The organism is Pseudoalteromonas sp. SCSIO 43201 (assembly GCF_023716725.1).
Taxonomy (GTDB): Bacteria; Pseudomonadota; Gammaproteobacteria; order Enterobacterales; family Alteromonadaceae; genus Pseudoalteromonas; species Pseudoalteromonas peptidolytica.
In genome coordinates this window covers 1709775-1722743 of sequence record NZ_CP072683.1, presented here as the reverse complement: position 1 = coordinate 1722743, position 12969 = coordinate 1709775, and the positions used below count along the sequence as shown (strand labels likewise).

At 41.9% G+C, this 12969-nt stretch carries 10 protein-coding genes and 1 riboswitch; of the genes, 2 read left to right on the top strand and 8 right to left on the bottom strand.

Translation table 11 applies throughout. The features are described 5' to 3' along the window. Position 1: 1 nt before the first annotated feature. The 4 genes from J8Z24_RS07435 to J8Z24_RS07420 form a co-directional block, all read right to left on the bottom strand. Positions 2–328: a hypothetical protein gene (locus J8Z24_RS07435; RefSeq protein WP_125254389.1), complete on the bottom strand. Its 327-nt coding sequence runs from the start codon at positions 326–328 to the stop codon at positions 2–4. A 108-nt stretch (positions 329–436) separates the two neighbouring features. Next, complete coding sequence (locus J8Z24_RS07430) at positions 437–2107, bottom strand: alanine/glycine:cation symporter family protein (RefSeq protein WP_128732238.1); 1671 nt, start codon at positions 2105–2107, stop codon at positions 437–439. Between the two features lie 129 nt (positions 2108–2236). After that, positions 2237–3364: a M14 family metallopeptidase gene (locus J8Z24_RS07425; protein WP_128732239.1), complete on the bottom strand. Its 1128-nt coding sequence runs from the start codon at positions 3362–3364 to the stop codon at positions 2237–2239. Positions 3365–3822: 458 nt separating this feature from the next. Continuing rightward, positions 3823–5268, bottom strand: coding sequence for a glyceraldehyde-3-phosphate dehydrogenase (locus tag J8Z24_RS07420; RefSeq protein ID WP_252095531.1), 1446 nt, complete (start codon positions 5266–5268; stop codon positions 3823–3825). Between the two features lie 188 nt (positions 5269–5456). On the opposite strand from J8Z24_RS07420, the gene J8Z24_RS07415 reads away from it, so the two are divergent. Then, on the top strand, positions 5457–6257 hold the full coding sequence (locus J8Z24_RS07415) for a DUF2989 domain-containing protein (protein ID WP_125254393.1): 801 nt from the start codon (positions 5457–5459) through the stop codon (positions 6255–6257). Between the two features lie 282 nt (positions 6258–6539). On the opposite strand, the gene J8Z24_RS07410 is transcribed toward J8Z24_RS07415, so the two are convergent. The 4 genes from J8Z24_RS07410 to nhaD all read right to left on the bottom strand — a co-directional run bounded on the left by J8Z24_RS07410 (position 6540) and on the right by nhaD (position 11564). Beyond that, complete coding sequence (locus J8Z24_RS07410; RefSeq protein ID WP_128732240.1) at positions 6540–7865, bottom strand: sodium-dependent transporter; 1326 nt, start codon at positions 7863–7865, stop codon at positions 6540–6542. A 79-nt stretch (positions 7866–7944) separates the two neighbouring features. Further along, the gene (locus J8Z24_RS07405) at positions 7945–8475 is read right to left on the bottom strand and encodes a DUF924 family protein (RefSeq protein WP_128732241.1); all 531 of its coding nucleotides are present in this window, start codon (positions 8473–8475) and stop codon (positions 7945–7947) included. 91 nt (positions 8476–8566) lie between these two features. Further along, a complete protein-coding gene (lysC, locus tag J8Z24_RS07400) occupies positions 8567–9913 on the bottom strand; it encodes a lysine-sensitive aspartokinase 3 (RefSeq protein WP_252095530.1) in 1347 nt (448 codons plus the stop codon). An 88-nt stretch (positions 9914–10001) separates the two neighbouring features. Further along, positions 10002–10172: riboswitch (Lysine riboswitch) on the bottom strand. Between the two features lie 144 nt (positions 10173–10316). Next, positions 10317–11564 carry a sodium:proton antiporter NhaD gene (nhaD, locus tag J8Z24_RS07395; RefSeq protein WP_252095529.1) on the bottom strand — a complete coding sequence of 416 codons (1248 nt, stop codon included), beginning with the start codon at positions 11562–11564 and terminating at the stop codon, positions 10317–10319. 156 nt (positions 11565–11720) lie between these two features. Here nhaD and J8Z24_RS07390 point away from each other — a divergent pair, with 156 nt between their 5' ends. Continuing rightward, positions 11721–12965: an MksB family condensin complex protein gene (locus J8Z24_RS07390; RefSeq protein WP_125254398.1), complete on the top strand. Its 1245-nt coding sequence runs from the start codon at positions 11721–11723 to the stop codon at positions 12963–12965. Positions 12966–12969 lie beyond the last annotated feature (4 nt).

Sequence of the window (12969 nt, the reverse complement as noted above, 5' to 3'; positions counted from 1 at the left end):
ACTACTTTTTCTTTTTCAAAATAACGAGTATTACTCGATTAATTAAGTACCAAACCGTGCCAATACCTATCGCGCTTTTACTTGCTATCATTTCGAAGGAGTTAGGCGCAGGCTGTTGCCAATAAATATATAAGAATCCGCCAAGCACTAGGATCAGTGCAATAAATGAATAATTCATCACTGTTTGTTGACGCTTGACGCGATTTCTAGAGGCTGCTCTTTCTCTGTCTTCTTGAGAAAAGTCTGCTAAATTGGTTTCACAATGAGGGCAGGACTTGTGTTTGGAGGAAATAGATTTATTGCAGCTGGGGCACTGTGCTATTGCCATCGTGTTACTTCTCCATTATACAAAAAAGGGCACCTGTGAAGTGCCCTATTCTACTACCTTTGCGATGCCTTGTCCTTAGATGACAAGATAAATTTAATTAAAATTCGCTCACTGTTTGTGTTCTTTGTTGAAATCTTCCCAGTAATCTTTCACCGAAGATTTCATTTCTTTTCGTAGCAGGAAAATACCAAACAGGTTAGGTAGCGTCATCACAACAATTGCTACCGCTGCAAGTTTCCAAACCAGAGTTGTATCTGCAAACGACGCCCAAAAGAAACCCGCCACATAAAATACTCGATACGGCATCACAGAGCGGCTACCTAGCAAGTAAATCATAGCTCGGTCACCATAGTAAGACCACGCAATTGCTGTAGAAAATGCAAACAACAACAAACCAATAGAGACAATATATTTACCATTTTCGCCTAAATAGCCTCTGGTAAATGCTTTAGTTGTTAATTCAGCAGAATGAACCAGCGAGTGACCAATCAAGCTTATGCTATTGTCTGTTGGTAACCCGTTTTTCACCTCAACAATTCCAGTGTATTTGTGACGCTCAGTAATACCAAAACGTACTTTCTCGCCAATGGAGCGCGAATGGATAACCGTGAAGTTTTCCGTTACGGCTTTACCCTGTACAACTTCAATTTCGCCATTGAATGGTTTTACATTGTGCTCTTTTTTACCATTTAAGTAAGCATATAGAGCTTCTCGGTCTTGCTGGTTAGACTCGTCATATTTACCATCGAGAATAATCATTGATGAACGCTCGAAGTGAGTTTCGAATTTTTCAGTCCACACACCTGAGGACAAGATAACAAGTCCAGTCAAGGTACAGATAATGATGGTGTCGATAAATGGTTCTAAAATAGAAACCATCCCCTCTGACACTGGCTCGTCGGCTTTTGCCGAAGCATGCGCGATGGGTGCAGAGCCTTGACCTGCTTCGTTAGAAAATAAGCCACGGTTTACGCCACGATTAAACGCATAGGCAAAAGAAGCTCCCAAGAAGCCCCCTGCAGCCGCTGAGCCCGTAAACGCATCAGTAAAAACAGAAAGAAACGAAGGAACAATATTCTCAATGTTGTAGAAGATAACCGCAAAAGATCCCAAAATATAGATAGCGGCCATCAGTGGTACAATACGAGATGTAATGGCTGCAATACGCTTAATACCACCTAAAATAACAAGCGCTAGTAGAATTGAAAGCACTGCACCTGTGGCCATCGGAGCAAAACCGAAGGTCGCTTCCATGCCCTGTGCAATATTGTTTATCTGCGGCAAGCTACCGGTACCGAATGAGCTGATAACAGTCGCGATTGCAAATAACACCGCTAACCATTTCATGTTCAGGCGGCGATCCATATAATACATAGGACCCCCTGCCATTGTGCCATCATCTGTTTGCACGCGATATTTGTGAGAGAGGGTCACTTCCACAAATTTGGTTGTCATACCAAAAAATGCCGTCATCCACATCCAAAAGAGTGCCGCGGGTCCACCAATTGAAATCGCCAGAGCCACCCCTCCAATATTACCTGTTCCAACCGTACCAGAGAGTGCTGTTGCCAGTGCTTGGAAGTGCGTGGTATCCCCTTCTAGGCCTTTTTTATCGTATTTTCCCGTCACCACCTTACACGCATGTTTGAAATATCGTATTTGTGGAAATTTCAGGTAAATGGTAAAAAATAAACCAACCCCCAGCAACACATACGGGAACCAAGGTGAACCACCTAACATCCCATCTAAGCTATCTAATAAGCTGCCTAACGCATCCACGATTATTCCCCTTTATTGTTGTTATTACACCCTGTTGAGGTGTTTTAAAAACGTCTTTATGTTAATTATTTGTTTTTACAATCATACAAAAATAAGCGGGTAATCAATCATGATTACCCGCTCTTGTATTTATCTTAAGTCATCAACTACGTTTAGGATTGCCGCTAACGTGTCTTGACCGAATTGATATGAACGTCGGTCTGACCAGCCAAAGTACGGGTCTGGTAGATTTGCATTGTCCTTAAACGGCATTTCAACAGTATAAGCCAACGCCTTGAACGTTTCACCCACAGCACATGAGGCCACGGTAAGGTTTGCTTCTCCCGGTGCATCTTTATCGTAACCAAATTCATCTTGGAACTCAGGTGTGATGGTTAACAGTGCCGCCTTAAACGATTCTTCTAAACGCGCTAATCGCTCGTCGTAACTTGGGATACCTTCACTACCCGCAACAAAGTTATACGGTAAAGCTTCATCACCATGAATATCTAGGTACATATCCAGCCCTATTTCACGCATTTTATTAAGCACGTAATAAACTTCTGGTGACTGTTCTAGAGTTGGTGTTTGCCATTCCCTATTTAAGTTAACGCCTTTTGCGTTGGTGCGAAGGTGGCCACGTACACTGCCATCTGGGTTCATATTTGGCACGATATAAAAAACGGCTTTTGATAAAAGTGCAGCGGCATGAGAGTCTTCGTCATCAAGTAGTTTGTGAAGTAGTCCTTCAACAAACCACTCTGCCATTGTCTCACCTGGGTGCTGACGAGCGGTTATCCAGATTTTTTTCTTCTCTGGTGATGGTTCGCCAATAGTCAGCAAACTCATATCTCTTCCGTCTAACGTTTGACCCAATGTCTCAACGACACAGGCATCATGTGACTGCGCCCAATAAACGAGGTCCAGGTGACGCTCATAACTATAAGGCGCAAAATATGCAAAATACGTGTGCGCGCACTCTGGTTCAAAATCAATAGTCAATGTGCCATTTTCATAGCGTGTTGGTACACGGAACCAAGTTTGACGGTCATAAGATGCAACTGCTTGATAGTCATCCCAACCTTCTGGGTAAGCAGAATCCAGTAACTGATTAATTTGAATTTTATGCTCTATGAAAGGTGTAGACTCAAGTCTAAAATGAAACCACTGGAAAAAATCAGATTCATTGTCTTTATTGATTTCTAGTTGGATATCTGTAGGTGATGTCGCGTTAATTACCTTGATATTCCCACTATCGAAATTGCTCGTAATGCGCATAGGTTTCCCTAAGTAAGTTAAAAATTGTTGTGTAAATACACAGTTACCAAACTAATACCAATTATCTTAACTAAGTGGTCTACTTTGAGGCGAAAAAATCATGTCGATAACTCCGCTGCCACATCCTGCTACTGCCAAGATACCTAAATCCAAGTAGGCAAGGCAAAAATTTTGCTATTTCAGTTGCTCTAAATAGCAAAATTTTTAACACAGTTAGCGTCAGATGTACCCCTTCAAATTGATCAAGTATTGTTGCTAATTGGTATAACTTCTATCCACTTTCAAGAAAATAAATCACGGGGTAGTGTGACGAAATTTTCTCTTTCGTGTTCAAAATTAGCAGATAACATTTTGTTAGCTAATTGTAGCTAGCCTATTTTTGCAAGCCTACCACAACCAACTTATTTCAAAAACTAAAAAAGCCAGCTGGTGCTGGCTTTTTATCGCAAATTGTTATGTTAGCGAGGTAGGCTTGGGAATTTAACCTCTGCCATATCCTGCATTACACGTACAACCTGACAGCTATAGCCAAACTCATTATCGTACCAAACGTAAAGTACAACACGGTCACCATCAACGATAGTAGCCTGAGAGTCAACAACACCAGCATAACGGCTGCCTACAAGGTCTGTAGACACGATTTCTGTTGACGCAGTGTAATCGATTTGGTCGCGTAGCTCTGAGTAAAGTGAAGATTCGCGAAGGAATTCGTTTAACTCTTCAGCTGTTGTGTCTTTACCTAAATTAAGGTTAAGAATAGCCATTGATACGTTTGGTGTAGGTACGCGAATTGCATTACCTGTTAGCTTACCAGCAAGCTCCGGAAGTGCTTTAGCAACCGCTTTAGCAGCACCCGTTGAGGTAATAACCATGTTCAATGCCGCACTACGACCACGACGTTCAGCTTTGTGGTAGTTATCAATCAAGTTTTGGTCATTAGTGTAAGAGTGAACGGTCTCTACGTGACCATTCTTAATACCAAACTTGTCGTTAAGTGCTTTTAATACCGGTGTGATTGCGTTAGTTGTGCAGCTTGCTGCTGATACAATCTTGTCTTCAGATTGGATGTCTGAGTTGTTAACACCATAAACGATGTTTTTGATGTCACCTTTAGCTGGTGCTGTAAGTAGCACTTTAGACGCACCGATTGACTTAAGATGTTTACCTAAGCCATCTTCGTCTTTCCAAACACCTGTATTGTCTACGATAAGTGCGTTTTCAATACCGTATTTTGTGTAATCTACTTCTTCAGGTGAGTTTGCGTAGATAACTTGAATGTAGTTACCGTTTGCTTTGATCGCACCTTTTTCATGGTCTACTGTGATTGAACCATTGAAAGGACCATGAATTGAGTCGCGGCGCAATAAACTTGCACGTTTCTCAAGATCACCATCGCGGCCACCGCGAACAACGATTGCACGTAGGCGTAAATCAGCGTGAGAGCCGCCACGTTCGATAAGTAGGCGTGCTAATAAACGGCCAATGCGACCAAAACCATAAAGAACGACGTCGCGAGGTTCTGGACGTGCGCCTTGGTTTAGTAATTCTGCAAGTTCTGCATTTAAAAACTCTTCGATTGAGCGTCCTTCACCTGCATTTTTATAAATGTAGGCATAAGCTAGCTTACCAAGGTCAACGCGACCCGGTGCTAATTCCATTTTGCTGATCACTTCTAAGAATGGAAAGCTTTCACGAAGACGTAGTTTACGCTCTTCAAAACGCGCTACTGTTTTGTGTGCTTTGATAACATCAATGGTGCTTGCACTTACAAGAGGACGACCGTATACAGAGATTTCAACGCCTTTGTTACGGTATAGACGACCGATTAGGGGTTGCATGCTTTCTGCATAATCTTGACGCTCTTGCCAGCTATTTTGATATTCTTGCTCGTGAGATAAGGTCATTTTTTCTGCCTAATAAACAATTTTCTTTGAACGGATAGCCCTTTTGGGCACAGCTATTCTAATTTAAACTGTCGCGATTCTCCACTGTTACCGAACAATTCATTGCGCTAAACTAGTCGACCATTAGCTCTACCCTGTTTATTTGGGCTGCAAAGCCTATAATTATAAAAAATCATTGAGGTCAAACTATGGCGTTTAAAAAGTCGCTAGTTTTTGCAGCATTACTATTGGCTGGTTGCGACGATACCTTAACCTTGAAACAAGTGTGTAGTGAAACACCCGGGTTTTGTGAGGATTTAAATAAGGATAGTCATTGTAAAGATGAACGTGCAGAAGTGATTTATGCCCGTTATCATGAATACAAGTCTCCTACCGACGATAACAAGTATAAATTATTGAAAGATTTGGAACGCTACAACCAATGTGTTGCGCTCGCTGCCAAAATTGAACATATCAAATTAAAAGAAAAGACGACCTCACGCGTTGAGGGACACCTTACAGCATTAAAAGAAATGACCCGCATCTACCAGGAAACAAAAAATAGTAACCACCCTGGGTTACTCTACTACCAATGGTCCAGAAATAATGATCGTGCTGCCATGAACAAACTACTCAATATGCAGGATGACCCTAGGGTGCAAAATGATGCAGAGATCCAGCTATTCTTAGCTGAATTTTATGCCAAAGTAGACGATAACAAAACGGTCGATATTCTGTATCGAGTATTAGAGTTAAACAAGCGAGGCGAAACACCAAACCCTGAGGTTTACTCGTCGCTTGTGAGCATTTTTTATAAACATGAAAAGTACAAACACGCTTACACCTTTGCCCGGGTTGCCCAGCTATCTGGCGTGGAAGAAATAGACATTATTCCGGTAACGAATCAATTAGCAGCCATGGGTAAAGAGTTAGGTAATCTAGATTCTCTCGCGCAAAGAACCTATGAAAGTATTCAAGCTGGAGAGTTTGTCTCTCCGCGAGACTTTTAACTGACCTGAGGTTTGGATAAGGCATGTTCCAACTCTTTGTAGCTAGAGCACAACTTAGTTTTTTCCTTGTCTAGCCATAGAGTTTTAGCGAAAACACCGCTCCCGCGTCCTGCTCCCGCTAAGGTAACTACATCCTATAGGCAAGGCGAATTTATACCAATTTTCTTAATTAAGTGGTCTATTTGAGGCGAGAAAATAGCTCACTTAATTGAGATGACGCATTACACATATAAAAATGGGAAGCTGTTGCTTCCCGTTTTTAGTTATAGATTACAAAGACTACTACTTTGCTATCGCCACGTTTATAAACACAGCTGTCATTAAAATTGGGCAAACAAACCTAACATACTGCGCAAACCAGTAATGTGCACCACGAGATTCAAGGTGAAGTTGATTCCCTCGCTTCCACACCCAACCAACAGTAACAAAGTAAAAAAGTCCCATTAGCGGCAACTGATACTGAGTAAACAAGCTGATCACAAGCTCAAACAACCAGTCAAAGTTCAATATAATGGTGCTTGAGGCTATAAAAATCACCAATGTGACCAACCAAGTTGCCTGCTTGCGTTTAAAGCCGTGGTTTTCAACCAAAAACGAAACCGGGATCTCCGTAGAAGAAATGGTGGACGTAACTGAAGCAATAGACATCAGTACAAAAAAGGTGAGGCTGACCAGTAATCCAACTTGTCCCATATTCGCAAATAGCTCTGGTAAAATCGCAAAAATTAACCGACCTTCACCAATCAACTTGCCATCTTGAAAAACTTGAACGCCATTTTGCTGCGCTACGAAAATAGCGGGAATAATCAATAAGCCTGCCAAAAACGCAACGCTTGTATCTAACATTGCAACACTGAAGGTCAACTTGGGAAGATTTTCATTAGGCTTTAAATATGAACCATAAATCATCATGCAGCCAACACCCAGCGATAGTGAGAAAAACGCCTGCCCCATTGCAGCAATGATCAAATCGGGATCGCTAATTTTAGCAAAATCAGGGATAAGATAAGTTCGAAACCCTTCTGCTGCACCATCAAGCGTAGCCATATACGCTATCAAACCAACCAAGAGTAAAAGCAACAGTGGCATTAACCTGCGCGACCACGCTTCAATACCAGACTTTACACCTTTGAGGATAATACTAGCCGTAAGTAGAAGCATCAGTGGTGTGAACAGGAAGTTTCTAAGTATCGAATCGCCACTAAGAAACGCATGCACACTATCCAGTTCAGCCATTTGTGCTAATGGATCAAGAGAATGAGACAACATCCACCCTGCCACAATAGAGTAGAAGCTTAACATCACGATAGCACCGCCAAGACCGATATAACCGGCTGCAGCGCCAACCTTTGGGCTGCGCTCACGCCATGCAGTTTTGAGTGCTTTAACTGGGTTTGCTTGCGCCTGGTGGCCTAAATACAGCTCAGTATAAAGCGCAGGTAATGCGAGTAGAAAAATTACCGCAAAGTAAACCAACAAAAAGGCGCCGCCCCCATGGTTTGCAGCCTGAGTCGGGAAACCCCAAATATTTCCAAGTCCAACAGCCGCACCAGCTGCTGCCAACACAAAGCCAAGGCGGCTTTGAAATCCATCGCGCGTATGAGCCATGTCTTAAATCAATCATTATTTTTGTAGACGGCTGATTATACGTACTTCCATTAAAAATGCGAGTGTAATGGGGTTGAGCTTAAAAACTCGAGTTTGGTGTATTGAGAAAGGCTAGCTCGGCCTCGGTTGATGCTCGCTTTAAAATTTCATTGCGATGCGGATAGCGTCCAAACCTGTCGATTATACGTTTGTGCGCCAATTCAAAGTCGTAATTGGGCAAAGGTTTAAAATATTGCTGTGCTAATGTATGTATGCTCGCGCTTTCACTGTGCATTAGTGGCATATATAAAAACATTAATTCAGTGTCATTAAGTTGTTGGTGATAGCCTTTTTCGATAGCATGTTGAGTTAAGCATAATGCTAATGGATCGCTGGCAAACGCTTCTGGAGTATTCCTAAAGATATTGCGGGAGAATTGATCTAATATAATGATTTCACACAGTGCCCCAACGGGCGATGTACGCCAACTTGAAAGTTCTCCCTGCTGCGCCATATGATGAAGGATACCAAAGCGATTTTTGATGATGCGATCAAAATCTGCTGACTTTTTCCACCAATCAGCTTCTGTACATTCAACAAACCAGAACTCGTAGACGTCTTTATAATTCATAATGGCACTCCCAAGTATCCTGTTGATAAAGTGCCATCACTGAGCAAATATTGCAACTTTTTTATTAGTGCAATACAGGCAATAAATTTACTTATGCTACTTCTAATAATTTGGCATGAATTGATTGTACCACTTGATCAGACTCCTGCTGTTCCACCAAGAAACACAAATTGTGCTTGCTTGCACCATGGCATATTAGTCGAATGTTAAACTGAGATAACACATCCATTAAATTCAACTGGCATTGTCGGAGCTGGATCTCTGAGCCTATCATTGCAACTAGTGTTAGATTGTTTTCAACTGTGACATGACAAAACTCCCCTAGCTCATCTAGGCACGCTTGCTCCAGCTCTGGACGAGATGCGTTTGGGGCATTATCAAGCGTCAGCGCAACGCTTATCTCTGAAGTAGTGACCAAATCAACCGAAATGTTGTAGTTACTTAAGATTGTAAAAATACGAGCTAAAAAACCACTTGCCAATAGCATCTCGGGACTTTTCAGTGTCAGTAAGATCTGGTTCTTACGTTGAGTTACTGCACGGATCCCCGCTTGAGCAGTTTTTTCTTTTTCAATCCAAGTTCCTCCTGCTTGTGGATCGCGGCTCGACCCGACAAACACTGAGATCCCTTTGCGGCTGGCAGGTAAAATAGTTGCTGGGTGTAGCACTTTTGCACCAAATGTCGCCATTTCAGCAGCTTCATCAAAACTCAAACGAGGAATTGGCCTCGCTTTTTCACACAAGCGAGGGTCTGTACTAAAGATACCAATTACGTCGGTCCAAATATGCACACTAGAAGCATCTATCGCTTCTGCTAACAGTGCAGCACTGTAATCCGAACCACCACGACCTAGTGTGGTTGTTTGACCGTATTGGTCGCAGCCAATAAAGCCTTGTGTTACCTGAACACTATCATCCAGCAAATTAACAAGGTTAGCCTTCGCAGCTTCACGTGTGGCAGCTACATTAGGATTCGCTTTACCAAATTGATTATCAGTTTTGAGTACTTTTCTAACATCAAAACGAGATGCTTTGACATTGTGGTTTCTTAAAATTTGCGTGAACAGGTAGGAAGAAAAACGCTCGCCAAAACTCAGCACCTCATCACATTGTTGCCGACTCAATGCAGGCAAACTGGCTAAACTCTCAAATTCAGAAAATGTTTGTTTGTAACCTTCAGCAAGGTCAGCATCCAAAGATACTTTGTCGATAATCGCTTGCTGTATGTTTTCAACCGCTGCAACAACTGCTTTGCGCCCGGCTTCATCTTCCTTTTGTTGAGTTAGCGTTACAAGGTGATTGGTTACGCCAGCACATGCGCTAACAACCACTACTCGAATATATGGATTGTCACGAACAATGTGAGCACAACGAGACATAGCTTCAAAGTCAGCGACACTGGTACCGCCAAATTTGGCTACAACATACTGCGAATTCATTTTCTCTCCTCTTGACCGATGGCACAGTCAAATTTTATAAGGAGAACTCGGCATGGGATTTCTAGAAAGACGAACGCTTGAAATGACCTTTGCCAGAAGCTCTCCACCAATACGGTGACAGTTCCGAGGATTCAGCCTCGTAAACCGAAGAATCGTCGCGACGAGCAACGCTTCTCCTCGGCGAATACTTCCCTCACTAGTGGTCATTGGTCTCGTCACCTCACACTAACTACCTAAGCATCGCGCCTCTTCTGTTTATTTTGCCTTTGCAAATATGAATAAAAGCAAAATAAAAGCCCGCAATAAGTGCGGGCGATGTGAGAAAATTATCTTTTAGCCGTCTAGGTGTCAAGTAATTTATAAAAAACTTGTCCCAAAAGGGTGAAAATATATGTGGTTCAAGCTAAATAAGTTGGCCTGCGAAATATGCCCCACTATAGCCGACAGTGTAAGCAATAAGTAGATAGAAGCTCATTTTGAGATAACTTGAAAAAGTCAACGCTTTGACCTTACTCATCGCAATGATCCCTGCCGCAGAGCCGATGATAAGCATGGAACCACCTACCCCTGTTGCATAGGTAAAAGTCAACCACTGTGAAGGGGTCATGATAATATCTGCTTTTAATAATGCAGCGGTTAATGGCACGTTATCGACCGCAGCACTCATCAAACCAACCAAATAGTTTGCATACTCTGGCGCAAGGTATAGATATAAATCAGTAAACTTAGACAGTACACCAACCTCTTTTAACGCACCAACTAAGAGCAATACACCAACAAAGAACAACAAGGTGTCGTATTCAATTTCACGAATATAGTCGATGATTTTTTTATTCACGTCCTTTTTGCGCATTAAAAATTGTGCCATTAAAAACATCAAGGACAGGCCAAATAGGAAAGTCAACATTGGCGGTACATGGTATTGAACGCTCAAGAACAATGTTGCGAAAATCGTCGATAAGAAAATAAGTGCAATGGTAATGTCGGTCTTTTCAATTCTGCGTAATTCAGCCTTTTCAAAGGTAATTTTTTCATTCATACCAATAGAAAGCATGGCAGCCAGCACGAATACACTCAACATAGACGGCATGATCAGCAATAAAAGATCAGGGATTGTGACTTTGTCGGCCAAAAATATCATCAAAGTAGTAACATCCCCAGTTATCAAAGACACGCCGCCGGAGTTAACACTAAATATAATTAAGGTCGCATATTTTATTAGCTTTTTCGGGTCTAGTTTTAAAGACATGACTACAGCTAATGAAATAAGCGTCGCGGTAATATTGTCCGATATTGAAGAAAACACAAATGCAAAGGCACCAACTAAAAACATTAGCTTGCGTTCGCTAATATGGGTTGGCATGATCCGGTGAACAATATTTTGGATGAATCCTTTAGAGTTTAGGTAGGCAACAAATGTCATCGCCGCCATCAAAAACAGCCATAATGTGGCAATTTCTAGGATGTTATGATCTAGCTCAATTTGTACAATTTCTGGGCTTTGACCATGAATTGGAGAGATAAAGGCGATAATCCAACATAAAGTACCAAAAAAAAGCGTGGTTTTGGCCTTGTTTACATGAATAATATCTTCTATAACGATCAGTATAAAAGCGATGGCTATCAGGGTTAGAATAATGGGCGTAACCATAATGCGTAAACAACCTGTAATTAAATGTAACAAAGGGTGGGTTCGTTTTCGCGGCGGATTCTAGCACCATCATAGTTCCCATGCTACGTACGATAAACATTTTGTGACAAATTGATGAAGTAGTAATGTAACTTCTCTACTACCTACTGGAAAGTTATGATCCCAGCAAAAAAATTATTAAATACCATAAATGAGCACTGGAGCGTATTGGAACTACTTTTTAAACGATTTAAGCTCGCTGATTTCAGCCTTAAAGATGTACAAAACATCCTAAAACAGAAAAACCCTAGCTGGTCTAGTGAGCGAATTTATAAAGAAACCAATCGATTACTCCAACAAGAAATAATTATTCCACTAGCAAAGTCTTCCCAGCTGGAGATCAATCGGGCGATTGCTGATTTTGCAAGCTTTTTACTGCAAGAAGAGAGCCTAGGCTTAGCGGAAGAAATTACCGTTTTGATAAAAGACCTAGAACGTCTGGGCAACCGCATAGCGCAAGCTGGTGAAGAAGCCGACTACTCTGAACTACGCCGTTTTAGTCGAATTATGGACGAACGCGTTCGTAAAATTGTTAAGCTGTTCGAACATAACGAAAGCGCTATCATGAACTTGGTTGAACAAGCTAAGTCTGACACCTCCACGCTGTCTCTTGGCATGAGGTATAAAGCGGTATTGGAAGCGTTTGACGAATATATCGAGCCGATGTTGGAAATGGTCGATATTCATGGCCCGTTCCAACGCTGCTTTGATCAGATAGAGCTTCAGGTCAGTGAACAAATTGACGAGATTGAACAATTGGGCCGTGGCGCTGCAGATAAACGTATGCTGGAGCAACTCAGAACACGAATTTTAGATATGCACCTCATTGGTAGAGAGAGCTTAAGCCGCAGCGCCGACCTACTAATGCCACTGAGAGAGGAGCTGCGCCGTAATACACTCATTACAAGACAAGCCTCTAAAGTCCTTGGACAAATTAGAAAACGCGGCGTTGACCGGTTACTTTCACCAGTTCAACCAGAATTTGTTTCAGATATTCAACGTTTTAATCTTGGGCAAAAGCGTCACATGGTGGCTTATATGGCAAGTCTTGTTGAATTTGAGCATGAAGAGTATCAGCTGCCCGATCACGACGATGTACCTGCATATCAAAGCCCAACCATCCCAGATTACCATGCAGTAAAAACAAGATTTCAACAAACAGGTAAAAAGCGCCAAGCACTTCTGGGCTTTTTAAGCGATAGCTATCCTGATCTTGAAGCAGACGAAATGCTATTCCTTTATCAAAAGCTGATCAACGAATCAGATTTGACCTTAAGTCAGGAGCAGCAAAAAAGTAAGATCACTATCGCATCACATACTTTTTCTTTATATCCATTTAGTGCCAAAGCAAAACAAGATTAGCATG